The organism is Symmachiella dynata, from assembly GCF_007747995.1.
Lineage (GTDB): Bacteria > Planctomycetota > Planctomycetia > Planctomycetales > Planctomycetaceae > Symmachiella > Symmachiella dynata.
Genome location: NZ_CP036276.1, coordinates 5965995 through 5991659, shown reverse-complemented (window position 1 = coordinate 5991659; position 25665 = coordinate 5965995). Strand labels below are relative to the sequence as shown.

General features: G+C 56.3%; 25 protein-coding genes. 13 read left to right on the top strand and 12 right to left on the bottom strand.

The window, feature by feature from the left end:
- The first annotated feature begins 4 nt into the window (after positions 1–4).
- The 5 genes from secG to Mal52_RS22755 all read left to right on the top strand — a co-directional run bounded on the left by secG (position 5) and on the right by Mal52_RS22755 (position 3018).
- On the top strand, positions 5–445 hold the full coding sequence (secG, locus tag Mal52_RS22775) for a preprotein translocase subunit SecG (RefSeq protein ID WP_145378823.1): 441 nt from the start codon (positions 5–7) through the stop codon (positions 443–445).
- Between the two features lie 86 nt (positions 446–531).
- A complete protein-coding gene (locus tag Mal52_RS22770; RefSeq protein WP_261343699.1) occupies positions 532–1404 on the top strand; it encodes a YicC/YloC family endoribonuclease in 873 nt (290 codons plus the stop codon).
- A 95-nt stretch (positions 1405–1499) separates the two neighbouring features.
- The gene (gene gmk / locus Mal52_RS22765; RefSeq protein WP_145378821.1) at positions 1500–2093 is read left to right on the top strand and encodes a guanylate kinase; all 594 of its coding nucleotides are present in this window, start codon (positions 1500–1502) and stop codon (positions 2091–2093) included.
- 4 nt (positions 2094–2097) lie between these two features.
- On the top strand, positions 2098–2367 hold the full coding sequence (locus Mal52_RS22760; protein WP_145378820.1) for a DNA-directed RNA polymerase subunit omega: 270 nt from the start codon (positions 2098–2100) through the stop codon (positions 2365–2367).
- Between the two features lie 102 nt (positions 2368–2469).
- Positions 2470–3018 carry a flavoprotein gene (locus Mal52_RS22755; protein WP_145378819.1) on the top strand — a complete coding sequence of 183 codons (549 nt, stop codon included), beginning with the start codon at positions 2470–2472 and terminating at the stop codon, positions 3016–3018.
- Between the two features lie 7 nt (positions 3019–3025).
- Here Mal52_RS22755 and Mal52_RS22750 read toward each other — a convergent pair whose 3' ends face one another.
- Entirely contained in the window at positions 3026–4546 is a 1521-nt protein-coding gene (locus Mal52_RS22750) for a mercuric reductase (protein ID WP_145378818.1), read from the bottom strand.
- Positions 4539–5306, bottom strand: a complete 768-nt coding sequence (locus tag Mal52_RS22745; protein WP_145378817.1) for a TVP38/TMEM64 family protein — start codon at positions 5304–5306, stop codon at positions 4539–4541. Before Mal52_RS22745 ends, Mal52_RS22750 begins: the two co-directional genes overlap by 8 nt.
- A 320-nt stretch (positions 5307–5626) precedes the next feature.
- Here Mal52_RS22745 and Mal52_RS22740 point away from each other — a divergent pair, with 320 nt between their 5' ends.
- Entirely contained in the window at positions 5627–6157 is a 531-nt protein-coding gene (locus Mal52_RS22740; RefSeq protein WP_145378816.1) for a chemotaxis protein CheX, read from the top strand.
- A gap of 53 nt (positions 6158–6210) precedes the next feature.
- On the opposite strand, the gene Mal52_RS22735 is transcribed toward Mal52_RS22740, so the two are convergent.
- The gene (locus Mal52_RS22735) at positions 6211–6552 is read right to left on the bottom strand and encodes an STAS domain-containing protein (protein WP_145378815.1); all 342 of its coding nucleotides are present in this window, start codon (positions 6550–6552) and stop codon (positions 6211–6213) included.
- A gap of 265 nt (positions 6553–6817) precedes the next feature.
- Between Mal52_RS22735 and Mal52_RS22730 the strand changes: the two genes are divergently transcribed.
- The 6 genes from Mal52_RS22730 to Mal52_RS22705 all read left to right on the top strand — a co-directional run bounded on the left by Mal52_RS22730 (position 6818) and on the right by Mal52_RS22705 (position 14156).
- A complete protein-coding gene (locus tag Mal52_RS22730) occupies positions 6818–7285 on the top strand; it encodes a DUF2752 domain-containing protein (protein WP_145378814.1) in 468 nt (155 codons plus the stop codon).
- A 50-nt stretch (positions 7286–7335) separates the two neighbouring features.
- Positions 7336–8292: an MDR/zinc-dependent alcohol dehydrogenase-like family protein gene (locus Mal52_RS22725; protein WP_145378813.1), complete on the top strand. Its 957-nt coding sequence runs from the start codon at positions 7336–7338 to the stop codon at positions 8290–8292.
- Between the two features lie 187 nt (positions 8293–8479).
- Entirely contained in the window at positions 8480–9826 is a 1347-nt protein-coding gene (gene nhaA / locus Mal52_RS22720) for a Na+/H+ antiporter NhaA (RefSeq protein ID WP_145378812.1), read from the top strand.
- A 97-nt stretch (positions 9827–9923) separates the two neighbouring features.
- Positions 9924–10529 carry an HdeD family acid-resistance protein gene (locus tag Mal52_RS22715; protein WP_145378811.1) on the top strand — a complete coding sequence of 202 codons (606 nt, stop codon included), beginning with the start codon at positions 9924–9926 and terminating at the stop codon, positions 10527–10529.
- Positions 10530–10733: 204 nt separating this feature from the next.
- Positions 10734–12230, top strand: coding sequence for a DUF1080 domain-containing protein (locus Mal52_RS22710; protein WP_145378810.1), 1497 nt, complete (start codon positions 10734–10736; stop codon positions 12228–12230).
- Positions 12231–12443: 213 nt separating this feature from the next.
- Positions 12444–14156: a cation:proton antiporter gene (locus Mal52_RS22705; RefSeq protein WP_145378809.1), complete on the top strand. Its 1713-nt coding sequence runs from the start codon at positions 12444–12446 to the stop codon at positions 14154–14156.
- A 19-nt stretch (positions 14157–14175) separates the two neighbouring features.
- Here the strand turns inward: Mal52_RS22705 and Mal52_RS22700 are convergent, their stop codons facing one another.
- Positions 14176–14577 carry a hypothetical protein gene (locus tag Mal52_RS22700; protein WP_145378808.1) on the bottom strand — a complete coding sequence of 134 codons (402 nt, stop codon included), beginning with the start codon at positions 14575–14577 and terminating at the stop codon, positions 14176–14178.
- A gap of 208 nt (positions 14578–14785) precedes the next feature.
- Between Mal52_RS22700 and thiC the strand changes: the two genes are divergently transcribed.
- A complete protein-coding gene (gene thiC / locus Mal52_RS22695) occupies positions 14786–16156 on the top strand; it encodes a phosphomethylpyrimidine synthase ThiC (RefSeq protein WP_338054799.1) in 1371 nt (456 codons plus the stop codon).
- Between the two features lie 459 nt (positions 16157–16615).
- Here the strand turns inward: thiC and Mal52_RS22690 are convergent, their stop codons facing one another.
- The 8 genes from Mal52_RS22690 to Mal52_RS22655 all read right to left on the bottom strand — a co-directional run bounded on the left by Mal52_RS22690 (position 16616) and on the right by Mal52_RS22655 (position 25414).
- Complete coding sequence (locus Mal52_RS22690; RefSeq protein ID WP_145378806.1) at positions 16616–18055, bottom strand: MFS transporter; 1440 nt, start codon at positions 18053–18055, stop codon at positions 16616–16618.
- An 83-nt stretch (positions 18056–18138) separates the two neighbouring features.
- Positions 18139–18504, bottom strand: coding sequence for a co-chaperone GroES (locus Mal52_RS22685; RefSeq protein WP_145378805.1), 366 nt, complete (start codon positions 18502–18504; stop codon positions 18139–18141).
- A 429-nt stretch (positions 18505–18933) separates the two neighbouring features.
- Entirely contained in the window at positions 18934–19416 is a 483-nt protein-coding gene (locus Mal52_RS22680) for a division/cell wall cluster transcriptional repressor MraZ (protein WP_145378804.1), read from the bottom strand.
- 500 nt (positions 19417–19916) lie between these two features.
- Positions 19917–20117, bottom strand: coding sequence for a hypothetical protein (locus Mal52_RS22675; RefSeq protein ID WP_145378803.1), 201 nt, complete (start codon positions 20115–20117; stop codon positions 19917–19919).
- 149 nt (positions 20118–20266) lie between these two features.
- Positions 20267–21244, bottom strand: coding sequence for a glycosyltransferase family 2 protein (locus Mal52_RS22670; RefSeq protein ID WP_145378802.1), 978 nt, complete (start codon positions 21242–21244; stop codon positions 20267–20269).
- Complete coding sequence (locus Mal52_RS22665; protein ID WP_145378801.1) at positions 21244–22299, bottom strand: lysylphosphatidylglycerol synthase transmembrane domain-containing protein; 1056 nt, start codon at positions 22297–22299, stop codon at positions 21244–21246. Before Mal52_RS22665 ends, Mal52_RS22670 begins: the two co-directional genes overlap by 1 nt.
- A 319-nt stretch (positions 22300–22618) precedes the next feature.
- Positions 22619–23179: a MogA/MoaB family molybdenum cofactor biosynthesis protein gene (locus tag Mal52_RS22660; protein ID WP_145378800.1), complete on the bottom strand. Its 561-nt coding sequence runs from the start codon at positions 23177–23179 to the stop codon at positions 22619–22621.
- 90 nt (positions 23180–23269) lie between these two features.
- The gene (locus Mal52_RS22655; RefSeq protein ID WP_145378799.1) at positions 23270–25414 is read right to left on the bottom strand and encodes a hypothetical protein; all 2145 of its coding nucleotides are present in this window, start codon (positions 25412–25414) and stop codon (positions 23270–23272) included.
- Positions 25415–25665: the final 251 nt, after the last annotated feature.

Below are 25665 nucleotides of genomic sequence, written 5' to 3'. Positions count from 1 at the left end.
AGTCATGGGAACTTTCATTTTAGTTTTGCTGACCATCACCGGTCTGTTGTTGATGTTTATTATCCTGCTGCAACGAGGTCGTGGCGGCGGGCTGGCAGGTGCCTTGGGCGGAGCCGGGGGGCAAAGCGCCTTCGGGACCAAAGCGGGCGACGTGTTCACACGAATCACGGTGGGACTCGCCGTGTTTTGGGTCGTGTTGGCTTGCGTCTCGATCTTTGTGGTCAAGCCGAACAGCTTGTACGAAGGTGGAACCCTCGGCAATAATCCGACTGCCGGTGTGAGTGCCGGTGAGGACAAAGGGGATGCGGAAGGTCAGGACGCCACTCCCAAAGCCGACGGCGATGAAGCGGCCGGTGAGTTGGACCTGGGTTCACTCGAAGAAGAAACGCAACCGGCAACTCCCCCCTCTGAGACGAAGAGCGGCACTCCCGAAAAGCAGGAATAGTTTCGGGACGGACCCCCACAGTTACGCCGCAATCGGCGAATGGCCATTGATATAAGCAACAAGGCGTAATCGACGTGCTGTTGAGTATGACCGGGTTTGGCGAAACGCGCCACCAAGACGACCGCATGAGCGTGTCCGTCGAAGTACGTACCGTCAACAATCGCTACCTCAAATTGTCTATCAAATGCGCCGATGTGTACGGTGCTTTCGAAGGCGAAATCGAGAAGATCGCGCGCGAGTATATCTCGCGGGGAACGGTGATGGTCGCGGTCCGCGTGGAACGGGTTGCCACAGCTGCCGATGTGCGGCTCAATGAAATGGCGCTGCAGACTCTCAGTGAGCAGTTGCAAGGACTCGCAGCAAAAATGGGTGACGTGGCGGTCGGGCCGCTTACTGATTTGTTGGCCCTGCCCAATGCTGTGATCGATGACAGTAAACGCAACATCGACATCGACGCCGACTGGAAAATCATTCAAGACTGCCTACACGGAGCACTCAAGAACCTCCAACTGTTTCGCGAAGAAGAAGGCCGGTCCATGCGTGAGGATCTGCTCCTGCAAAAAGAGATTATTGCCACACAGTTACAAAAAACACGAGAACGCGCCCCGTTGGTGGTCAGTGAATACCGCGAGAAAATCCTAGACCGCGTAAGAAAGACATTGGCCGAAACGGATGCCAAGGTCGACGAATCCAACCTGATTCGCGACGTCAGCATCTTTTCCGACCGCGCCGACATTAACGAAGAAATCGCGCGTCTGGAGTGCCACCTGGATCAATTGGCTGCGTTTCTGAACGAGAAGTCGTCGTCCGGGCGGAAGCTGGAGTTTCTCAGCCAAGAGATGTTTCGCGAGATCAACACGATCGGTTCCAAGGCCAACGACGTGCAAATTGCCCACAGCGTGGTGGAAATGAAGGCCGCCATCGAAAAAATGCGGGAAATGTTGCAGAATATAGAATAGGCCCGCCCCGGCCGACCGGTAAACTGCCGTGTCGAAACGGGAATTGAATTCACACAATTACCCCTTAATCCATTTTGTCGAACTCAGCTTGCACCGTGACCGCACCGGAAACTCGCTCTTTTGTTGATATTCGCGTCTTAGTGCTTTCCGGACCAAGTGGAAGCGGAAAGTCGACGATTGTGGACCGTCTGGTGAACGTGGCGCCGGTGCAGTTGGTCAAGGTGGTCTCAGCCACAACACGACCACCGCGCGCGGGTGAGGTCAACGGGCGGGATTACTACTTTTTGTCGCCAGAGGAGTTTGAGCAAAAACGCCAAGCCGGAGAATTCATCGAATGCGAGGAAGTGCACGGCAACGGTAACTGGTACGGCACACTGCGTAGCGAACTGACTCGCGCCCAACAAGCCGGGGCATGGGCCTTCTTAGAAATCGACGTCCAAGGCGCGTTGTCGATCATCAAGGAATATCCTGACGCCGTGTCGGTGTTTTTAACAACCGCCTCGGAAGGGGACTATGAACAACGCTTGCGCAACCGCGGGACGGAGTCGGAGGATGCGATCCAGCAGCGACTGGAAACGGCTCGTCGAGAATTGAAACTGTCTAAAGAATACAAACATATCGTAGTCAACGACGACTTGGACCGAGCGGTCTCCGAGATCTGTCACATACTTGCAAGTGCGGAGGGTTAAGACATTGTACGATGAACTGATGGAAGAACAGATTGTCAATAAAGTGGGCGGCCGTTTTAAACTGTCCACATTGATTCAAAAGCGAATGGTGGCGCTCAACCGCGGTTCCCGGCCCTTGGTGGAAATTCAATCCAAGGACGCCATGGAAATCGTGATTCGCGAAATCATGGAAGATAAAATCTACCTCGACAACACAGGCAACTTGGCGATTGCCGCCGACGAAGGTCCGGATGCCGACGGTGACGATGCCGGTCCCAGCCTGGAAGATCTCTAGGACATATTTCAGTCACGCATCATGCTCGGTGGATAGGTTTTGTATTCAATGACTGGGAATGGCAGGGTGATCCCGCCGCCCCGGCCAGATTGAGAACGATCCATGAATGACCGCGAAGTATTATTGGGCGTGACAGGCGGCATCGCTGCCTATAAGACGGCCGAACTCTGCAGCCGGTTGGTTCAAGCCGGCGCGGGGGTTTCGGTGGTCATGACGACGTCCGCCGAGAAATTCATCGGCGCGACGACGTTTGAAGCCCTGACCGGCCGCCCGGTGCATCGGCAACTCTTTCAGCCCCAAGAACACCATATCGGGGAGCACATTGGCTTGGTCCGCCGTGCGGATTTGCTGGTCGTGGCTCCCGCCTCGGCAAATTGTCTGGCAAAATTCGCACACGGTCTCGCCGACGATTTGCTCTCCACCATTGCACTGACGCATACCGGCCCAATCCTGATGGCGCCGGCGATGAATAGCGAAATGTGGCAAAAGCCATCTGTGCAGCGCAACATCGCACAACTGCGCGAAGATGGCGTGCTGTTCATCGAACCAGGTAGCGGCTGGCTCAGCTGCGGCCAAGTCGGCCCCGGCCGCATGGCAGAAGCAGCCGAGATCTTGGACCGCGTGCGGGAATTGTTGGACGTGTCGGGCTAGCTTTAGTTCACAGCGTCCAGGAGAGCCATTTCTCGAACAGCTTTTTCACCAACGGTGTGAGCCGGGTGCGGTTGTAGGCGTCGGCGGTGCGTTTGATGGCTTCGGCTTGGGTGGGGTAGGGGTGGATCGTTTTGGCGATCTTTGCAAGGCCCACGTTGCCGGTCATTGCTGTCGTGATTTGTGAGATCATCTCTCCCGCATGGGAGGCGACAATGGTGGCGCCGATGATTTTGTCGGTGCCGCGCCGCAAGTGAATCTTAATAAAGCCATCCGTTTCGCCATCTAAAATCGCCCGGTCGACGCCGGACAGTTCCTGCGTGAATGTTTCGACCTTGATACCTTGTTGACGGGCTTGGTGGTCGGAGAGCCCGACGTGGGCGATCTCTGGGTCGGTGAATGTACACCACGGGATGTTGAGCGACGACGTTTTCGCCCGGCCTTTGAACAGCGCGTTCTGGATGACGATGCGGGCCATGGCATCGGCGGTGTGCGTGAATTTGTAGGGAAAGCAGATGTCGCCGGCTGCGAAGACATTGCGATTCGTTGTGCGGAGATGGTCATCGACGACCACGCCGGTTTTTTTGTCGTATTCAACCCCGGCAGCTTCCAGGCCAAGCCCTTCGACGTTCGGTTCCCGACCGGCACTGACCAGAATGGCCTCGCATTCGATCTGCCGTGATGTTCCACCTGCGGTGAAGGTGATTGATTTTTCAGTACCGTCGTCGCGGACGGAATCAATGTCACAATTGACGTGGAGGTCTACGCCATCGGCGATCAAGGCCTGTTGAACGATGGCTGCTGCGGCGGCATCTTCTCGGTGCAAGACGTGCGGGGCGGATTGGAGTAAGGTCACCTGCGAGCCGAAGCGGGCAAAGGCTTGCGCCATTTCGCAGCCGATCGGACCGCCGCCGATGACGGCCAGTCGGCGGGGAAGCTCGGTTAAGGAAAACAGAGTTTCATTGGTGAGATAGGCCACCTCGTCGAGTCCGGGGATCGGGGGCGTTGCTGCCCGCCCGCCGGTGGCGATCACGGCTTTCTTGAATTTCAACGTTTGTCCATCCACCTCGATCTTATCGCCGCTGGTAAAAGTTCCCTGGCCGAGAAAGACATCGACGCCGTTGTCGCGAAATCTCGCCGCCGAGTCGTGCGGACTGATCTCGGCCCGCAACCGCCGCATGCGCTGCATTACGGTGGCGAAGTCGACAGTGACTTCGCCGGCGACATTCACGCCGAACTCAGCTGCATGGCGGATTTGAGCAGCAATGCGCGAGGAACGGATCAGCGCTTTGGAGGGGACGCAGCCTACGTTGAGACAATCGCCACCCATCAGATGCCGTTCCACCAGCGCCACCTTGGCACCCAATCCGGCGGCACCGATGGCTGCGACCAGTCCAGCGGTGCCAGCTCCGATGATCACGAGATGATACCGTGGTTGCGGTTGCGGATTTTCCCAGTCCGACGGGTGCACGTTCGCGACGAGCTCGGCGTTGTAGGGATCGGCTGGGAGGACTTCAATCGGATCAGACAACGGGTGAGTCTCCGTCAGGGGGTGATTGGTCGGAGCTGTGCTGGGCTTCGTGGTTTTCAGTGGGTGCGCTGGGCGGCAGTGCGTCTCGCAACGATTTTTGTGCGATGCGGGTGATGAAAACCGTAGCGACAACGGTCATGACCAGACCGAATCCAAACAGCAGTTTTTGCCCCAAGCCACCGTCATAATTTCCCGTAGAAAGATCCGCCAAGCTTTTCAAAGCCGATCCGATGTACACATACATCGCCGTACCGGGCAGCATGCCGATCCAGGAGGCGAGGATATAATCGCGGAATGAAACGCGCGTGAGGCCGAAAGAGTAGTTGAGCAGATTGAAAGGGAACACCGGCGAAAGCCGCGTCAACAGCACGATTTTGAATCCCTGTTCACCGACAGCGGCATCGATCAAGCGAAACTTTTCATTCTTAGCAACCTTGGCGGCAATCACGTCACGTAACAATGTACGTCCCAACCCAAACGCTGCTGCTGCGCCGAGCGTACTGCCCACCGAAATCGTGACAATGCCGATCGGCACTCCCCAAAGAAAGCCGGCCCCTAAGGTCAGGATCGATCCCGGGACAAATAAAACCGTCGCCACCACATAGACGGCTGCCAAGACCACCGGGCCGGTGGACCCCATCCGCTGGACCGCTTCGACAAATTGCAGCAAGTACTCTTTGGTGGGCAGAATCGCAATCGCTGCAATGACGACGACGGCGAGCACAACCAAAACGCCAATGCGGATCGCCGACGATTTCATAAGGCGAACGATTCTTCGTTAAGGACAGAACATGGCAATAAGGATCGATATCACACAATTAAAGGATTGGGAGTGTTATATCTGTAGGGTAATTCACACTGGTCCCGATCAAACTCTCCCGGCAAGCAAAGCCTTGACGTTTCTGACGGTTTGAAATGTTACGAATAACACATGACTTGAGCCACTCAAACGGTCGCTCGCTGGGAATTGCCAACCATTACCGTTCGTTTTGAGATTGGTTCGCACATTCGCCAACCCCAGGGTCGATAAGAAAGCCTGTGATGTAATTCTTGGCGTCTGCAGACTTCAGAGGAGACGACATGGTAGCGGCAATAGCCAGTGACAATCCGACAGCCACCCTGCCAGTGAACGAAAAGCTATTTCGTGCCATTTCTACCAGCGTGGAAGACGCACTGTCAATGGGCGGTTTGGTCGCTTCATGCGTGGGAACTTCGTCGGTGCCGATCCCGGGCAATGGGACGATCACCGGTCTGATCGGCGTGCATGGGAGTGCTTCCGGATTTGTGACGGTGAACTCCTCCGAGACGCTAGCAATGAAGGTCGTCGGCGGATTGCTGCAAGATGATTTTTCTACGCTCTCTGCCCAAATCATCGATGGATTTGGCGAACTGACGAACATCATTGCCGGGGGAATTAAGGCACGACTTTCAAAATCGGAGTTTCAATTCTCAAAGATCACCGTCCCCTCGGTCATCATCGGTGAATCCTACGAGATCGCCTATGCTAAGGGGCTGGAATTCATTTGCGTAGTGTTTGAATTGAATGATCCCAATGCCATCATGCTGGACCAAAGACTCTTGCGGGTGAGCATGTCGTTGCTGCGGCTTTAAAGGGACCTCCTCCGTTCAAGCGTGTCTGTCGTGATGAGCAACCAAAGCGTGCTTCACTGCTCGCCCTTCTCGATCTCGACATCATAGACCTGCAAGATCTGATCCAGCTTGGTGACTTCTAAGACCTCGCGCACATCGTCGCTGGGATTGCAGACGTGGACTTCCACATTCAGTTGTCTGAGGGAAGCCAACAGCCCCAACATGCCGCTGGGGACCAGTTTGACACCTGTCAGGTCAAACGCCAGTTTTTCCGTACTGTGCTCTTTCACCAGCGCAATGATTTCGCTGCGGCACGCGCCAATATCCAATTGATCGAGAATTTCACGCCCACCAAACCCCAAGACCGTCATCGGTCCGGTACTGTAGATCTGTAAAATTGGGCCACTGTCTGTCATCTGGCTCCCCTTGGTTATCCGTTCCGATCCGCCGGCGGCATGCACGATGTCACCGGCAATGTGAACTAGGTCGATCAACTCGATTGCGAGGCCGTTTCGGTCCGCATACTATAGAAAATACGCCCCGACTCTCCAATGTGCAATTGCGCCGGACTATTCCCGATTTTTGCATCCACCATTTACTGTGGGCCAGACGCCGAATGTCGACGTCGACAGATGAGTGATCGAATCCCCTTCGTCCCTATTTGTTGTTTGCGGCTTCCACATGCCGATTGCCCCCGCCAACTCGTCCGGCCGTTTGTCCGCTGCCTCCGCAGTACGGCGGCGGATTCGTGGCGGCGATTGGTTTTGGATAGCATTGGCTGTGTTGATCCCATTGGCCGGCTGGTTCCTGCAGGTCGTGGGGACCGACCACGTGTCTCTCCTCGGCAATTCAAGCTGGCAGCTGCCAGATATATGCTATTCCCGAAGTTGGCTGGGAGTCGAATGCCCCGCTTGCGGGATGACGCGGAGCACCATTCATCTGGTCCATGGTCAACTGGCCGAGTCGTTGAGCGTGCACCGATTAGGGTGGCTGGTGTTATTGGTCATCCTCGCTCAGGTCCCCTATCGACTGTTGATTCCCTGGCAGCAGCGCGTCAGCGATCCCCGCTGGATCCGTTACGAAATGAGAATGTGGGCCGGCTTGGGGATTTTGCTGATCTTGAATCGGATCTGGGATGTGCTGGTCTGAACGTCCGTTCTCGGTCGCCCCGTCAAAAACCGTAAGTGAGTGACCGTTCCATGCGCGCTGTCATGTTTGATGAAACCGGAATCTCGTTTCGCGAGAATATTCCGCAGCCCGTTTGCCGCGAAAACGAAGTGTTGGTCCGCGTGCTGCTGGCAGGTCTCTGTGAGACCGACCTGCAACTCGTCCAAGGCTACATGGGGTTTCACGGCATCTTAGGACACGAATTTGTGGGCGTTGCCGAAACGGGACGCTTTGCCGGGCAACGCGTTGTGGGTGAAATCAATTGCTCCTGTGGTAGCTGCGAAACTTGCCGGCAGGGGCTGGCCACACATTGTCCGCACCGCACGGTACTCGGCATTTTGAATCACGACGGCGCCTTTGCTGACTACATTGCTATCCCGGAAGCGAATCTGCATCGGGTACCGGATGAAATCTCTACTCAGGCGGCTGTCTTTACCGAGCCATTGGCAGCGGCATTCCAGATTCCGGCGCAGATTCCGCTCTCCAAAGAGATGCAGGTTGTGGTCCTCGGGGATGGTCGGTTGGGCAACTTGTGCGCGCAGGTGATCCGCCTCTCCGGAGCAACGGTTTCGGTGGTCGGCAAACATCGTCGGAAATTAGACCTGTTGGAAAAATTGGGGATTGCCACCGAGCTGTTAGAAAACCTCTCGCCCGACCGCTGTGCGGATATGGTGGTGGATTGCACAGGATCTCCCAGCGGATTGCCGACGGCTTGCCAGATTATCAAACCACGTGGCACGATTGTGCTCAAAACCACCGTGGCGGGAACGCCGGAAATGACGTTGGCCCCGTTGGTGATTGATGAGATCACGGTCGTCGGATCACGCTGCGGACCGTTTGACCGGGCTGTGTCTGCTTTGGAAAATGCCGAAGTGGAGGTCCTTCCCTTGATTGATCACCGGCTGCCGTTATCCGCTGCATTGGAAGCCTTTGAAATCGCACGCACCACGGATACTTTGAAAATCTTACTGCACGTCAACGACCCCTGATCCCACCAGAAGTCGTTTTAGCGACCCACCGATCCAGGCGATGTTCAGCTTGTGGGCAGCACCTGCCGACTCTCCAGACTTCCCTCCCACGGACTCCTTGTTATTTGTTCTGGCGTGGTGGCACAACTAGCCGCTATCATGTCCGCGTTCCACGATTTCCTCACCGATGTTTGATAAGGACGAAGGCATGGGTTCACCGGCTTCCGGTAGTTCTCCCAATACGTTTCAGCGTTTCTTCCAATCGGAAGTCTCCGGCAGCATCTTGTTGCTAGCCTGTTCAGCGATAGCGCTCATCTGGGCCAACTCTCCCTGGGCCGAGAGCTATCACCATGTCTTGCACGAACATATTGGGCTCGATTGGGGGCCGGAAGGGGCGACCTCGTTTGCAGATGTGCACAATTTCAGAATGAGCCTGCATCACTGGGTGAATGATGGGTTGATGGCCATTTTTTTCTTCGTCGTCGGTTTGGAAATCAAACGGGAGTTGTTGGTCGGCGAGCTCTCCTCACTCAAGAAATCGGCCTTGCCGGTTGGTGCGGCTTTGGGGGGGATGTTGGTCCCGGCGCTGCTCTTCACGTTCTTGAATTTTGGCGGCCCCGGCATGCGGGGGTGGGGAATCCCCATGGCGACCGATATTGCCTTTGCATTGGGCGCGCTATCGCTGTTTGGCAGCCGCGTACCGGTTTCGCTCAAAGTTTTTCTCACAGCATTGGCCATTGTGGATGACCTGGGAGCGGTCGTCGTGATCGCCATTTTTTATACGGACACAATATCCATCATGGCATTGGCCGTGGCGGCGGCATTTTTGTCTGGGATATTCGTTGCCAACCGCATGAATGTGCGTCACACCGGAATTTATCTGTTGTTAGCAGTCGCCGTTTGGGTGGCGGTCTTGGCCTCGGGAGTGCATACCACGATTGCCGGCACGTTGATCGCGCTACTCGTCCCGGTGCGGGCAAAAATTGATCCCCGAGAGTATCTCAAACTTTGCCGCGGCAAGCTCGATGAGCTCGAAGCGGCCGAATTCACGCGGGATAGTATGATCGGCGATCAAAAACAACTGGAAGACCTGAGCGATATTTACGTTGCCAGCGAGGATATGATCCCGGCAGGTATCAATCTGGAACACCGACTGCACCCCATCACCACCTTTATCATCTTACCGCTATTTGCGCTTCTCAATGCCGGCGTGCCAATCGACATCGAGAGTCTCTCAGGTGCCCCCATCACCGTGGGGCTCGGCGTGATGTTGGGATTGATCGTCGGCAAGCAAATTGGTGTGATGCTGTTTAGCTGGTTGGCCATCCGCAGCGGACTAGCCGCGATGCCCGCCGGCGTCACCTGGGGACAACTGTGGGGCATTAGTTGCTTAGCCGGTGTGGGATTCACCATGTCGTTGTTCGTCAGTGGGCTTGCTTTTACGGACCAAGCGTTCGACAGCCAATCAAAATTGGGCGTGTTGACCGCTTCGGCCATTTCGGGTGTGCTAGGATATATCGTCCTGCAAAAAAAACTGGCCCCAGCTGTCGAGTAGTTTAGCGGGGGCTCCAAGTGCCCGCTGTTGTTGCAGATTGCCGTTCTGTCTGAAAACTCTCATAGAAAACCTTATCCGCGACAAAGGAAACACGCACATGTCACAAGATCAACTCGGCCCGTCGTCACCAGCAATGCTCGTCGGAATTCAAGAACTGCGTCACAACTGGGGTTGGTTCCTGGGGCTGGGAGTGCTTTTGATTATCGCCGGCATGGCCGCCATCGGGTCATCGGTCTGGATGACTGGCCTGACCGTTATGTTTTTAGGTTGGCTGCTGCTGTTCAGCGGTGTGATTCAGGCAGCCAACTTCTTTTGGCGGAAACAGTGGAAGGGCTTTTTTATCGATGCGGTCAGTGCGGCGTTGTATATTCTGATGGGCATCGTGCTCATTAAAAATCCGCTGGAAGGTGCGGTCGCGTTTACCATGCTCATCGCGATTCTGTTGATTGCCGGCGGCATTTTTCGTATTGCCATCTGCCTGATGACAAAAATGGAACACAAGATCTGGCTGTTGTTGCACGGTGTGGTGTCAATCGTGTTGGGCGGGATGATTCTGCAGGAATGGCCCGAATCAGGTCTGTGGGTCATCGGGCTGTTTGTCGGGATCGACATGTTGATCGGCGGTTGGTCGATGGTCATGCTCGCCTTTGCCGCCAAGAATATGCCGTCCGGCATGGACGACGCGGGTGCAGCACCTGCCTAGCCGCAAGCTGCGGCGCGACGTCTGGCAGGTGGGGTTTGGCCCAACAACTTGGCTCTCCGGTTTCTGGTGCAATTTGGGCAAACTTTGTAGACTTGGGGAAAGCACGAAATGCGGGCCATTTTTTGACCGTATTTCGTGTGACCCAACACAGCCAGCTACCCCCCGCCGACACCTAAAAATAAGACAAATCGCAGAGAGGACTCCATGACCGCTACATCTCGCCGCCTGTTGGTTTTGTTCCTAGGGAGTCTCGTCCTTTGGGGCGCGACACTCGCCCATGCTGAAGAACCGGAACCGGGATTTAAAAGCATTTTCAACGGTAAGGACCTCACCGGTTGGGATGGGAATCCCAAGTTTTGGTCGGTCCGCGACGGTGCGATCACCGGTCAGACGACCAAGGAAAATCCCACAAAGGGCAACACGTTCCTGATTTGGGAAGGTGGCAAAGTCGACGACTTTGAACTGCGGTTGCAAGTCAAAATCATCGACGGCAACAGCGGCATTCAATATCGCAGCAAGGCTGTCGACAAATGGGTGCTCAGCGGATATCAAGCCGACTACGAAGCGGGTGAGAAGTATTCGGGCATTCTTTACGAAGAAAAGGCCCGCGGGATTCTAGCGCTACGCGGGCAAAAAGTGGTCATCGGAGCGGACGGAAAAATCACGCCCTCAGGTTCCGTCGGCGATCCAGCCGCGATTCAAAAGTCGATTAAAAAAGAGGACTGGAACGACTACACGATCATCGCCGAAGGCAACCACTTGATCCACAAGATCAATGGGCATGTCACCATCGACCTGACCGACAATGATGCCAAAAAACGGGCCATGCAGGGTTTGTTGGCGTTGCAACTGCACGCCGGTCCGCCGATGACCGTACAGTTTCGCAACATCCGTCTCAAACGCCTTAAACTGGCGCAAGGCAAAAAGGTCGTGATGGTTGCCGGGACCCCCAGTCACGCGCCGGGGCATCACGAATTCAATGCTGGAGTGCTATTGTTAGAACGCTGCGTCAACGAAGTCCCCGGACTGTTGGCCCAAGGTTATTTGAACGGCTGGCCCAAAGATCCGACCGCTTTTGACAACGCCGATACCATCTTTTTGTTCATGGATGGCGGATCGCGGCATCCGGTAATCCAAGGGGAAAATTTGCGGGAGATGCACGACCTCATGAAAAAAGGGGTCGGCCTAGCCTGTGTGCACTACGCCGTCGAAGTCCCCAAAGAGCGGGGCGGACCGGAATACCTGGATTGGATCGGCGGCTACTACGAGACCGACTACTCAACCAATCCGCATTGGATCGCCAACGTCGACAGCCTGCCCGAGCATCCAATCACGCGCGGCGTGAAACCCTTTCATCTCAACGACGAATGGTATTTCAACATCCGGTTTCCTGTTGAAGCGGACCATGTCCAACCAATTGTCCAGGCGACCCCGCCGGATGACGTGCGTCGCACCCAAGCGGCAGCTGAACATCCCGGTCGTTTAGAAACATTGAGCTGGGCCATCGAGCGTCCCGACGGCGGCCGTGGTTTCGGTTTTACCGGGGGGCACTTCCACAACAACTGGGGCGACGACGATTTCCGCAAGCTGGTTCTCAACGCCATTGCCTGGACCGCCGGCGCTGAAGTCCCCGCCGAAGGCATCGCCTCTCAGGTCGATCCCGAGGAACTGAAGCAGAACCTCGACAAAAAACGCAAGTAGCAGCTGAAGACGTGCGCTGCGGTCTTTCGGTATTGCTTTCTGAAGGCAAGGGTTCGCTTCCAGGTCCACGGCAAGGCTCGGGGATTTGGCCACGACGTCGAATTGTGCAACCGCGGGCCTTGATGGCTCTTGTGCTGGGTTTGATACGGCGTGTATTCTTCTGCGACGCACCACCATTGTGAGTGCGCTCATCGTGGAAGAAGGGTTGTAACGTTGGACATCTGGCAACTTCTGTTTGAAATCGTGGCCTTGCTCGCCGGCGCGCTGATCCTGGGGGGCGTCTTCGCCCGTTTCGGACAAAGCCCGCTCGTCGGTTATCTGATCGCGGGAATGCTATTGGGCGGCCCAGGCAGCATCCATCTCGTCAAATCCGAACAGGAAATCGAGGTGATCGCCGAGCTGGGAGTCGCGCTGCTGCTGTTCAGCTTAGGACTCGAATTTTCGCTGGCACGGCTCCGCAAACTGGGCAACAAAGCGCTGATTGGCGGGATTTTGCAGGTCTCCGTCACGCTGGCGGCGATGACCGGCGTCGCCTGCTTATATGGCCTGGGCATCCGCGAAGCGGTCGCTGTCGGCGCCATGGTCGCCCTGAGCAGCACCGCAGTGGTCCTGCGGACGTTGATGGAAAGCGGCGAAATCGATACGCCCTACGGCGGAAACAGTTTGGCGATTTTGCTCGTGCAGGATATCGCAGTGGTCCCACTGGCGATTCTGATTGCCGTACTCGCCGGTGGAGAAGGAGCTCGTGAGATCGCCGTGAATGTCGGTTGGATCATGCTAACCGCCGGATTGTTGATTGCCGGTTTATACATTTTGCTCAACGTCGTCGCCGCCCGCGCGCTGGGGGGATTGACGTTGGTCCGCAACCGTGAGTTGACAACGATCCTGGCTGTGGTGATTGGACTCGGTTCGGCCTGGGTGGCGCACCGCGCGGGGATCTCACCCGCGTTGGGAGCGTTCATTGCGGGCATGATTTTGGGAGGCTCGCCGTTCGCCACGCAAATCCGCGCCGACGTCTCTTCGCTCCGCGTGGTCTTGCTGACGTTGTTTTTTGGATCGGCTGGGATGATTGCTGATCCGGTTTGGATTGCCAGCCATCTCTTCCTGGTCGTGGGGGCAACCGCAGCAATCATGCTCGTCAAGCTGGCGGTGACGTGGATTATCTTTCAGCGACTGGGGCAGTCCCCGGCCGTTGCAGCGACCACCGGAATCAGTGTGTCGCAAATTGGCGAATTCGCGTTTGTCCTGGGCGCGGTCGCACGCACGGTGGGCGCGATATCGCGTGAGACCCATTTGTTGATTGTCTCGGCAACAATTGTCTCACTGCTGCTCAGCCCGCTATTGCTCTCCTATGCGGGACGCGTCGGTTACCGGTTGGCAAAGTTCGTCTTTCGGGGCCGTAGCGTCAGCCCACCCGGCGCGTTGACGACCGCTGTGACCGGACACATCGTCATCGTTGGTTTTGGACCCGCCGGCCGAATCGCCGCTGGTGCGCTTCGTGCTTCGTCCATCAAAGTTGTGGTTGTCGACTTAAACCATGAGGGTGTCAAAAAAGCGAAGGAGTTGGGATTTGACGGGCATATTGGCGATGCCACGCAATACGAGGTCCTAGAACACGCCCGCGTCCGCGACGCAAAAGCGGTGATCGTCACCGTGCCGCACAACCGGACAGCTGTAATGGTCGTCGAGGCGGTCCGCGGCTTGGCCCCCAATGCACACGTGGTCGTGCGGTCCCGTTACCAGCGCGATGTCAACGACCTCGCCATCAGCGGCGCCGATATTATTTTTGGCGACGAACAAGAAATCGGCCAAGAATTGGGCCGGCATTTGCGGGAATGGCTGGCCGCGCACGACAAAGACGCACCGCCAGCTGCCGAACCTGAGGACCCGCAGCAGGACTTCAGCCCCAACAGCGACCACAAGTAACGATCCCAATCGTCGTGGTTTACTCCTCCGGCATCTCCGACTCCATCGCCACCGCATCCCAGTTGGGGCGACTGCGAAAGTTGCCGAAGATGGCGTACAGCATCAACCCTTGGGCCAGCATCCGCAAAAACGCCTGAGTGTAATTGTAGACCAATGCGAACCAGCGAATATCGTCGTGGGAATTGCTGGTTTCATTCATGATCGTCATCACAATCCATGAGAATACCATCATCGCGAACAGCGAAAACAACTGGGTCCCCAGCGATATCGCAATCAACATCCGTGGGGTTTGGGGGAGGTCGCGGCGGGAATAGCACAGATATAGCCCCACAAGCCAAATCACTCCGACCCCACCGATTTGGGGGAAGAATTTCCAGAGTTGTGATCCGAACGAAAAGATGACTTGACTGGGCTCGGACATGGTTTGGGCGCTCCACCGTTGATCAAAGGCTAGGGCGGCTGTGCGGCAAATGCCGCTTCCAGCCCGCCGCGTTGACATTCCCATCCGGAAAACTACGATAGAACTAGCAACGGGAGGACACACGATGGCGTTTGCCCTCCCAGTTGCCGCACCTATCACGACTCCACATTACCGCGAGACGACCGGCCGATAAAGCCGAAAACCTCGGATCGAACCACACGCAACGGAGGCGGTCGCTGCCATGACCCAAATCGAACGTGCCCGCAAGGGTGAAGTTACCCCCGAAATGGAATTCGTCGCTGCTCGCGAACTATTAGCGCCGGAATTGATTCGCGACGAAGTTGCCGCCGGACGGATGGTCATCCCGGCCAACAAAGTCCACCTTGCCAAAAACCTGGAGCCGATGGGCATCGGCATCGCCGCCAAGTGCAAAATCAACGCCAATATCGGCAACAGCGCCGTCACCAGCGATGCCGGTGAAGAACTCGACAAACTGCACGCCGCCGTCCACTATGGTGCCGACACGGTGATGGACCTCTCCACCGGAGCGGGGATCGATGAGATCCGCCAAACCCTCGTCGACGCGTCCCCCGTCCCGATCGGGACCGTGCCGATCTATCAGGTCGTGCAGAACCTCAACGAATTTTTGGACATGAAGCCGCAAGACATGCTCGACATGGTCGAACATCAGGCCAAGCAGGGCGTCGATTACATGACGCTGCACGCCGGCGTGCTGATCGAGCATTTGTCGCTGACGATGAATCGCATCACGGGAATCGTCAGCCGGGGCGGCTCGCTGCTGGCACAATGGATGATGCACCACCGCCAACAAAATCCGCTCTACACGCACTTCGAAGACCTGTGCGACATCATGTACCAGTACGATGTTACCTGGAGCATCGGCGACGGATTGCGTCCCGGCTGTCTGGCGGATGCGTCGGACAAGGCGCAGTTCGCCGAACTCGATACGCTGGGCGAACTGACAAAGCGTGCCTGGGCGAAGAACAACCAAGTCATGATCGAAGGTCCAGGGCATGTGCCGATGGATCAGATTCCCATGAACATGGAACGGCAAATCGAAGTCTGCCACGGCGCGCCGTTTTACGTGCTCGGCCCGTTGGTGATCGACATCTCGCCGGGTTACGACCACATCTCCAGCGCCATCGGTGCTGCCATCGCTGGACAACACGGCGCTTCGATGCTGTGTTACGTCACTCCCAAGGAACACCTGGGACTGCCCGATGCCAAAGACGTCCGCGAAGGGGTGATCGCCTATAAGATCGCCGCCCACGCCGCCGATGTCGCCCGCCATCGCCCTGGTGCTCGTGATCGGGATGATGAACTTTCCAAAGCGCGGTACGAATTCGACTGGAACCGCCAATTCGAACTGTCGCTCGATCCCGAACGGGCTCGTGAAATGCACGACGAAACCTTGCCGCAAGAAACCTTCAAAAGCGCCAAGTTCTGTTCGATGTGCGGCCCCAAGTTCTGCTCGATGCGGATCAACGAAGACATGCGGAAGATGGCGCCCGAAGAGCTGACGGAACTCGCCAGCAGCGTCGCCGAAGCCGCGAAATAGGCTGTGGGGATAATGTCCCGCAGCCGATGCGGGACGACTTGTTAGCAGGGGATCGCACAACGTTGCTTGCCCCTCACCCCGGCCCTCTCCCAGAGGGAGAGGGAGCAGTGAAATCGCACCCCATTACTCCCCCCTCTCCCTCTGGGAGAGGGGCCGGGGGTGAGGGTTTTCGCACTACAGCAGACGCCCCAACGCACCTCAACCCCGAGCCCAACGCAACCCGCAAGAAGCCACAATTACCGCGCTCTTCAACGAGCCAAGTTTCGTTGGCGGGGGCAGCTGAACTGCTAAGTCTTGTGCGTCTAACGTTGCTTGCCCCTCACCCCGACCCTCTCCCAGAGGGAGAGGGAGCAGTGAAAAGCGCACAGCGTCATCCCCCATTACTCCCCCCTCTCCCCCTGGGAGAGGGGCCGGGGGTGAGGGTTTTCGCGCTACAGCAGACGTCCCAACGCCCCTCAATCACGCCGTGGGAATTTCAGCGGCGATGACGTCGTCTAAATCTCGATCCGGAATATCGCGCCAGTTGATGACATACAGCAAGCCCAGCCCTAACAGCAGTTGGATGAGCTGGCAGGCGATGGCGACCTTCTGGCTGTGCGAATGTGCGAGATCGACCGCGATTTTTTGGGCCTGGGTTTGAGCGACCTCGAAACCGAGTTTGGCTTTTTCGGATCTGAAGATCGTGTCAGAGACCAACGCAAACGTCGTGCTGCCGATCACGGATAGCTTCAGCGTGATTCCGTACAGGCCGAAGTACTGCGCGATGTCCTCTTGAGGTGCGACCAACAATAGCACCTTGCGGCCGGAGGTCCAAATTCCGGCCAAGCCAAATGCTCCCGCGCCGCCCAAAGTCAGTAGATACAACGCCGGTGATTTGCCCCCGGTGAGAATCGCACCGACCAAGCCGACCAACAGGCACCAGCCTGAGCCGCGCAAGACTTGCAACGGGTGAATTCGGTCCGACAACCACCCGCTGAAACTGCCAAACACCAGTGCCAACGAACAGAGCGCCAATCCCATGATCATGGCAAACGTGCTGGATTGATCAAACTTCATGCCGAAGAGAAACAAATCTCCGGCCTCAGCTTGGGCCTTAAAAATGACTTGCGTGAATGCGGCGAAATACAGGATGGCCGTGTTGAGCACGTCGACCAAAAAGAAATTCCCCAGAAAGAAAAACATCACCGTGCGGTGCTGAGGCATCGCACGAATCGTGCCCCACAAATCGGCGCCCCGTTCACGCACAACCTCCCACGAAAGCGGCTGGCGGTCAATGTGCCGTTTTTCTTTGACGAACAACAAACAGGGAAGAGCGGTCAGCAGAAACAGCGCCGCACAAACGCCGCACGTCGCTTTAAATCCCAAGCCGAAATACTTGGTGAGTAGCAGCGCGATAAGAATCGTCACGATCGTGCCGGAGTAGCCCAGGCCAACCCCCAGACCCGATATCAAACCGGTGCGCGAACGTGGCGCCACCGAGGGCAACAGCGCGTTGTAAAACACGAGTGAGTTTTGATAAGCGAAGCCGCCGATCGCTAGAAAAGCCAACAGCGCAAACTCGGTCGTCCAGAGGGCCCAACCAAACATCGAGCCGATGCATATGACAGTGAACACCGTCAAATACAACCGCGTTTGCCCCGTGCGATCACAGATCGAAGCCATCATCGGGACCGCAAATCCCGAGGCGATCATCGTCAGCGTTTGCGTGACGCCGATGGGGGTATAATACTTGTACGTGTCGCTGAAATACGGCATGAGCACGTACGTGATCGCAGCGGCGTAGATCGTGTTCGCTAGATCGTAGAGGATCCAACTCCCGGCCGGCAACCAGTCAATGTGGCGATCCTCCGCAGCAGCAGGCGGATTCGTAGGCGTCGGTTCTCCAGCGGCGTCGGGCACGTGCGGTTGTCCTTTGTTGCGATTAATCCGTCAATCGTCATAGCCAAGTCCCGCACCATCGCGAGAATCGCCTCACACACACGTTAGTCTTCAAATTCGTCGCCGTCCAGGCGGTCGCTCGCGTCTTCATCGGTCGAACTTGCCGTCGGTGCCCGATCCGGGGCCCGGCGAAAAACAGCCACCACATCTTCAATCGGCACAACAAAGAGTACATTATCCGATTCCAGATCGACCGGAATGGCGTGCTTGGGATTGAACAGCACTTTATCATATTTGCGCACCGGGAAGTCGTCATCGCGCTCAATCTGAGCGCTGACCTCGACAATCCGGCCAGTGATTGTGGGAATCTCCGCCTGATCCGGTAGGACAATTCCTCCTTTGGTGACCTGACGGTTTTCGTCCTTGCGGATCAAAATCGTCATTCCCAAAGGTTCTACAAAGTCATTCATTTCGACAACCTCTCCTCTCCAGTTTTGCCCCGTTATAAGCATGATGATGAAATACGAGATATCGAGGTGGGGCTACACTCTATTGTTTCCAATTCTCCAAAATTGGCAAGGGCAGCCATTTTGAGATAGTTGTTGAATGGCAAGCGCTGCGGGTTTGTCTCTACAGAACGATCCCTGAACGAATCGTCGTATCGATGTCGCAGCGCTGGAATTGCGCCCAAAGAATGCGACATGCCCGGCCGTTATTAGAGAAAGCGGCATCCCTGCCGAATTGTCCGTCCATGGTCTGAATGCGTGTTAGCGACACTCAAGAATGGGTCGTTTTGGCAGAGGAAGGGGTGACCGAGTAAGTCTAATCACCTTCTCACGAAACGTGCCGGGCATATCAACTGGTGCATGCATAAAAGTTGCTTTTGCGTGAAAGAGGGGTCAGTCCGCTAAATCTTTAAACAGCGGTCCGAACTCCGGCATCTCACCACGCAAGTAGTCGAGCCAAGCCTGTGGATTCCAGATTTCAACGCAGATCGATGCTCCGACAAGCATGACATCGCTGCCGGCCGGCACATCCAGAAACTCGCGAAAGCCTTCTGGAATCACCAACCGAGCTCGATTCGCCAATTTGACGGTTCGCGACCGGGTGGAGAGCAACCGCCCAAAACGTTGGACTTGTTCCCAGCGTTGCTCCATCTTGCCCGCTTGTATCTTCTGCTGTATCAATCCCAGGCCGTCATCAATCCGTTTTTGCCACTCTTCCGCCCGCCACAAGCTAATGCAGCCGTATTGTTCCTTGGTCAGAATCGTTTCACCCGATTCATCGGTGACCGCTGTCGCCATCTCGGCCGGCAAACTGAGCCGGAAACGGTCATCTAAGGACCGCCGGAATTCGCCGGTGATGAGTTGTGCGGTCGCCAAGGCTGAACTCGCTGACTCGGAAAGGGTGGAAAAACAGGATGCGTAAGCGTTGGTGATCACGGTGACCACGAACGTTTATTCTACTGGGCCTGAAACCCACAATCAACTGGTTGTTAAAGAACATTTTGGGTCGATTCCCCACATCTGCGGTTAAGATTACCCGTGTGGTACCGATTCTGCAAACGATAAATCGCCAATTTTTTCGTTTATGCGGAAATTTCTACCCAGACGCGCAAAACCCCGCTGCGCGCACCGCCCCCTGTACCTTGCCTGGGGGGAACTAACGCACGCGGTTTCGCGCGCAGCTACAGCGCCGTACAACACGAGTACATTGTGCGGAATGATGATTTAGGCCGGGTGCCACTGGGTCTGCCAGTGCAACTTGAGAGGCGCGGGATACTTACGAAACAGTGGCAAAGCCAGTGACACCCAGGTCACCTATGTTCAACGACTGACACGCGGCCAACTGCGGGCGGGGTGATCGAGCACAGCTGCGCCGACTACGCTTCGGGAATACCGAAATCGCTGGCGCTCAGCTCGCTGGGCTTTGAGTCGCGGTGGCAGGAATGGCCGGGGACCGGGATCGTTTGATCGACCGGTAGTTGCGGATCGTCGGATTGCTCTGGAGAGAGGGCGCGTCCTAATTCATCGAGGCAATCGACTTCGAGATTCAACGTTTGTTCATCTTGAGGATCGACCATAAACACCTCCCTAGCGGTGACAAGCATCACTCGTTTTGAACCGACCAACAGTGAGCAGGCTTAGGGATATTTTACCCTACAAATACGGCAACGCTAGTGCAAACCTTCCCGGGGGAGCTATTGGCCGGACAAATCCTCTCGACGCCAGCTTAGGTTCCCTCAGCCTCCTCGGCCTGATTGGCCCCCGCAATTCGCTCGCGGATACTATACCGTCGCGTCGAGCGGGGGCTGTTCGCCACGACCAATTCGGCCAAAAAGCCCAACGACATCAACTGGCCGCCCAGCAGCACAAACGCGATCGAATAGGCCAACAACGGCCGACCGCCGATCGGGCCGAATCCGAATTCGAACACATTGGTCAGGATCCACACCAAGGTCAGGTACCCAATCCCCAAACCGCCGATCCCAAAGAACAACAACCCGGTCGCGCCCAGCATGTGCTGCGGTCGTTGGCCGAAACCGGTCAGGAATTTGACCGTCAGTAGATCCAAAAACCCTCGCAGAAAACGTCGGACTCCATATTTGGAATGCCCGAATTCTCGCGAACGATGATTCACCGGCAACTCCGCCACGCGAAAACCTTGCGCATGCGCTAGCACCGGCACAAAGCGATGCAACTCGCCGTACAGTTCGATCTCCTGAGCGACTTGGCTGCGGAAACATTTCACGCCGCAATTGTGATCGTGCAGACTCAACCCGGTCAGTTTGCTGACCATGTAGTTGAAGACTTTGCTGGGATACACCTTATGCCAAGGGTCCAACCGCCGCTGCTTCCACCCATTGACGACGTCGTTCCCTTCGGCGAGTTTCTCCAGAAAGCGCGGAATCTCCGCCGGGTCGTCCTGCAGGTCGGCATCCATCGACATGATGAATTCCCCGTCCGCCATTTCCAATCCGGCCGAGAGGGCTGCTGCTTTGCCGAAGTTGCGGCGGAAACGAATCGCCCGCACGCGTTGGTCCTGTTCGGCGAGTTTCTCGATGACCTGCCAGGAATCATCTGTCGAGCCGTCGTCGACAAAGACCAGTTCGACGTCCAGATTCTCTTGTGCCGCGACGGTGCCGATCTCCGCGTGCAACTGCGGCAGGCTTTCCGATTCGTTCAGGACGGGGATCACAATCGATAGCATTATGGCGTCGCTCCCTCACTATTCTTTACATCAAGCTGTATCTTCGCACCAAACGGCCACAATCCGCCGGCCGCAATCAATTCTCCGATTAACGACACCAATCGCAACAGTACCGCGACCGCAATCGCTTGTTGCGGGCTGACGTAATTTCTCAGCGATTCGACCACAATCAATTCCCGAACCCCAATCCCGGCCGGCGCGAAAATTGCCACAAATCCAACCGAGATGGCCGCAGCAATGGTGGCGGTCCATAACGGCCAGTCGAGGAGACTTACGTCTGTGACGCCACTGCCGCGAATGATACAGCCCAGCGCCAAACCATGCACAGACCAACCGATGATGACCATCAGCGATCCCACCAACAGCAGTCGCGTGGAAACCCCTTGCGCCACGAGGGAACTCTCTAGCAACGAAGAGTCTGAATCCGCCGTGCCGGAACTGCCACCCGCCTTGCGGGACAACCGTGTAAACAGTTTGGCGATCAGCGGCAATGCCGCCAAACAGGCGACGATCACCACTGCCGGAACAGTGTACGGATAACCGGGAACCGACGACAGCCATTCCCAACCGGGACGTTGCGGGAGACCGGGAAAGATCCATGGCGAAAGCATTGCCGCCACGGCCGCGCCGGTGCCGATGGTTGTCAATGATTCATATCCGGCAGTCAGTCCGCCACGGACAAACGTGCCCCCCGCCCCGGCGATCATTGCCGCCCGAATCAAAATCACGCCTGCTTTACCGGGGATATATTTCCCCAAATGCCCGCAAAAGTAGGCGCGGGCGACTTGGAGCGCAGAGATATCATCACCCCCGGCCGACAACAGCCATCGCCAATACCACCAAGCGGGAGTCCAAGCAGCGATATACAACACAACCGCCGCGGCGAGCCAACCAAAGTGCAATTGCACATCCTTGGTTTGCACATCGTTCCACAATCCCCACCCGCGATGACTGACCACAACCAACAGCAGAGCAAACAAGACCCATTTGACGACGCCCCACAACCGGCGCAGCGGCGAGGGTGAGGTTTCGGGAACAGCATTGGGAGCATCCATGCGGACATCATAGAAAACGGTTGCTGTGGTGGCTATTCAGTTTCTGGTTGTGGGGAAGTGGTCAGTGGCCGGTGGCCAGAAGTGGCGAGTGGTTGCTGTCTTGTGGTGGTCGTCTGACTTCGCGCCCAGCAAATCAGCAATCTATCGAGTCCGTTTACGGGACTTTCTCCGCTGAAAGCGGGTATTAGGCCCGTCGTTTACGTCGGGTTTGTGTGACGGATATTCAGTCAGAAATTTACCCCCGTTTACGGGGGTTCTCGATGCGATGGCTTCAGCCATCACCGCTCAGCACCATCCCTCTTGCCTGTCACCTCAAGCCTCACCCCGTTCCGCCATCCTTGTGCAACTCGTAATACAAATGCCCGGCCTGCGGTAGGATCAGTTTTTCCATTCCCAATTGAACGGCTTTGGTCGAGCCGGGGAGTGAAAAAATCACGCGGCCGGCGGCGATGCCGGCGACGGCGCGGCTGAGCATGGCGGCGGCGCCGATTTCTTCATAGGACAACATGCGAAACAACTCGCCAAAACCATCGAGCTGTTTTTCCAGCATGCCCACGACCGATTCATAGGCCGTATCGCGCGTGGCGATACCCGTTCCGCCATTGGTCACAATGATCGCCACCTCGGGATCATCAAGAGCGGATTGCAATTGCGCGGCGACATCGGCCGGTTCGTCTTTGACCACGGCATACTGCACGACGCGATGCCCGGCAGCTGCGATCGCAGTGTGCAGGTATTGCCCCGACTTATCATTCTCCGCCGTGCGGGTATCGGACAACGTCACCACGGCGAAGCCCAACACCCCGGTCTTGGCTGCCTCCCGCGCATGCGCCGCATGCCCTTCGAGGGGTTGGTTTTGATTTTCCGGATTTTCTGACATGTTTGAAAGTTGCTCGCAAAGGTTGTGGACCGGGCAGGGGCCCCGACTTAGGGGATGACTTCACAAAAACTGCACCACCGAAATCAGACGCTATTCCGGAATCCGAATGTAGATCTGGTTAAATTCGTCTTGGACAGAAGGAATCGGTTTCTGGGGTGACAATTTCATCACCAAATCTTCGTCCAAAACCTTCACGCGAAACTTCCATCCTTCAGGCATTTTTTTTAATCGTTTTCCCAGCGAGGCGATCGAATCTTTCGGTATCTTTTGTCCCTGCAGTACGTAGACATGGCCGTCAGGATCTATGAGTTGATACACGGGTTTGCCCGCTTTCCACAAAAGGTTCTGTGTTTTGGCGGGATTGAAAACGGTGTAATTCGGGATCTTCAACGTGCCGGCGGGAAGATGCGCGCCAAAAACCATTTTTGCACCGGCGACTGGCACAGGCTCAGATGCCATTACCCCAACTTCATCCATCGACCACCACTGCGGTCCATTCTTATACACAGACTCTGCGCCGAATTCCTTGGCGAGAGCTTTGAGATCAAGGTTATTCCACCAATCGAGGTCGGCCTGGGCCAATGGCGATGTACTGTAGATCTCGTTGCCGGCTGTGCCGTAATTGAACACCAACTCACAGTATTGATAGCCGCGCGCGTTGGGCAATGTCTGCATTGTCAGCGTCATCGTCTTGCCCTGGCCGGTGATCATGGTCGCTTTTGCGGCCTGCGACTCAAATGCTTCTTTGGTTGTATAGCGGCCCTTGGGGAAATAAGGCCCCATCACTTCTTCCGCAGTGCCGGGAGTCAAGATATTGTCGGGGCGCTGCTTCCAGCTGGGGGCATTTCCCATAATCCGCAGGATCAACATCCCGAAGTCCGGTCGATTTCTCGGATCCTCCAGCCCTTCGCCGCGCGGGCTCCATTTGATCCAAGCTACGCCGTTCTCGCGTGTTGCATTTTTGGGGCGGTCTTCAGGACGGCTAACAACAATGGTGTAGTTACGGTCTTTATCCAGGGGAATCTGAAAATCGCTGAGACCATCCACAACCTGACCGCTGGGGACCGATTCGCAGCTGACCAGCGACCAATATTGTGTTTGCGCGGCCGGCATGGTGGCGGCTCCCTTGCCGTCTTTGCCGGCATAGGTATCGGGGAATGTCGGCATCTTGCCCTGCATCACGTAGACCGGGCCGTACTGGCGGGACAGATAGGTGACGAGGTATGGCCCCTCGCCGCCCCCCTCCATGGCACCGGCATATCGGATCTTGGCGCGGGCTTCAGCCGATTTGAAGATGCCCACGACGGAATAGGCAATCGTCCAAAACTTCTCCCAACGAGGCGGATGACGAGCAGGTGTCGTTTCGGGGGGCATTTGGGGGTCGTTGTCCTTGGCCTGGACGAGCTGTACCCATTGATCCACCGTCATAGGCTTTTGGGTTTCGCCCACGATCGGTTTAGCAAACTGCTCGACCACTTGCTCAGACGATAATTGGGTTCCGTCTGCAAGTGTGGCTTCGTAGGTTGGTAAACCGTGCTTGGCAAATGGCGAAGTCGGAGGCCCCCAACCCGTGCCGTCCTTATTCTGGTCCGCTAGATAGATGCGGATGACGGCTTCGATATCGTTGCCCTTCCGGCCGATATACAGCGTATTCTTGGCTCGCTGTGCCCTATCTTTGGGGGGATCCTCAGCAAGGAGATGGATCGTAAAGTCTCGGTCCTCCTCTAAGCGATTCGCGCCGACTCGAAATGGATTGGTCGACCCCAAGTCCGGTTCGATGTCCGGTCCGCGCAACGACTCCCCAAAGGCGACAAACGTATTTCGTTCGAACCGGTAGAGCGCGAATTGGAAAAATCGCGCATAGGGAAATGTACCGCGCAGGGTCATCGAACTTCCGGCGGGCATTGCAAACCGCCCGATGAAATAGGTCGACCGCATGTCGGGCCACAAGTTGGAATTCTGGATCGGCCTGGGATTTTCGAGGTAATTCCAATAGACCCATCCCCGCGGACCTTGGAACAAACCGTCGTGGCCATAGCGTTCGTCTGTGCGAATCGTGCTTTCCAAGGATCGGTCACCGAATCGAACGGGATACAATGGTACGATCAACGGATGATTTTGGCGTTCTACAGTTTGGGCACACAGTGAAGGAGGGATCGCGAAGGCCGCGAACGCCAAAGCCAATCCGATAACAGCCACTCCTGCCCTGTCACACAGTTCCCAACGCATTTTCATGGTAATTCCCCTCGGTGAAATTAGAGCCCTTGAGTCAGATGATTTACGAGCTTGAACAGGTGGCGGATTCTAAAATCCGTCGATCACTGACGTCTGGGGCGCATGACGCCGGAGGTAAAGGTTTTTACTTGCCGCTCATCGACAAGGGAAGGGCTTTTGGATTCCGTTTGCTTGTTGGTTTTTCTTATTCGATTTGCATGCCGAGTGAACCATGGGGACTTTTATAATCCAATTTCGAAGAGCGGGCAAAT

Coding starts and splice junctions, on each gene's coding strand:
- secG (WP_145378823.1), top strand. CDS start 5: ATGGGAACTTTCATTTTAGTTTTGCTGACCATCACCGGTCTGTTGTTG.
- Mal52_RS22770 (WP_261343699.1), top strand. CDS start 532: ATGACCGGGTTTGGCGAAACGCGCCACCAAGACGACCGCATGAGCGTG.
- Mal52_RS22755 (WP_145378819.1), top strand. CDS start 2,470: ATGAATGACCGCGAAGTATTATTGGGCGTGACAGGCGGCATCGCTGCC.
- Mal52_RS22745 (WP_145378817.1), bottom strand. CDS start 5,306: ATGAAATCGTCGGCGATCCGCATTGGCGTTTTGGTTGTGCTCGCCGTC.
- Mal52_RS22740 (WP_145378816.1), top strand. CDS start 5,627: ATGGTAGCGGCAATAGCCAGTGACAATCCGACAGCCACCCTGCCAGTG.
- Mal52_RS22735 (WP_145378815.1), bottom strand. CDS start 6,552: ATGACAGACAGTGGCCCAATTTTACAGATCTACAGTACCGGACCGATG.
- Mal52_RS22730 (WP_145378814.1), top strand. CDS start 6,818: ATGCCGATTGCCCCCGCCAACTCGTCCGGCCGTTTGTCCGCTGCCTCC.
- Mal52_RS22725 (WP_145378813.1), top strand. CDS start 7,336: ATGCGCGCTGTCATGTTTGATGAAACCGGAATCTCGTTTCGCGAGAAT.
- nhaA (WP_145378812.1), top strand. CDS start 8,480: ATGGGTTCACCGGCTTCCGGTAGTTCTCCCAATACGTTTCAGCGTTTC.
- Mal52_RS22715 (WP_145378811.1), top strand. CDS start 9,924: ATGTCACAAGATCAACTCGGCCCGTCGTCACCAGCAATGCTCGTCGGA.
- Mal52_RS22710 (WP_145378810.1), top strand. CDS start 10,734: ATGACCGCTACATCTCGCCGCCTGTTGGTTTTGTTCCTAGGGAGTCTC.
- Mal52_RS22700 (WP_145378808.1), bottom strand. CDS start 14,577: ATGTCCGAGCCCAGTCAAGTCATCTTTTCGTTCGGATCACAACTCTGG.
- Mal52_RS22685 (WP_145378805.1), bottom strand. CDS start 18,504: ATGAATGACTTTGTAGAACCTTTGGGAATGACGATTTTGATCCGCAAG.
- Mal52_RS22675 (WP_145378803.1), bottom strand. CDS start 20,117: ATGGTCGATCCTCAAGATGAACAAACGTTGAATCTCGAAGTCGATTGC.
- Mal52_RS22670 (WP_145378802.1), bottom strand. CDS start 21,244: ATGCTATCGATTGTGATCCCCGTCCTGAACGAATCGGAAAGCCTGCCG.
- Mal52_RS22665 (WP_145378801.1), bottom strand. CDS start 22,299: ATGGATGCTCCCAATGCTGTTCCCGAAACCTCACCCTCGCCGCTGCGC.
- Mal52_RS22660 (WP_145378800.1), bottom strand. CDS start 23,179: ATGTCAGAAAATCCGGAAAATCAAAACCAACCCCTCGAAGGGCATGCG.
- Mal52_RS22655 (WP_145378799.1), bottom strand. CDS start 25,414: ATGAAAATGCGTTGGGAACTGTGTGACAGGGCAGGAGTGGCTGTTATC.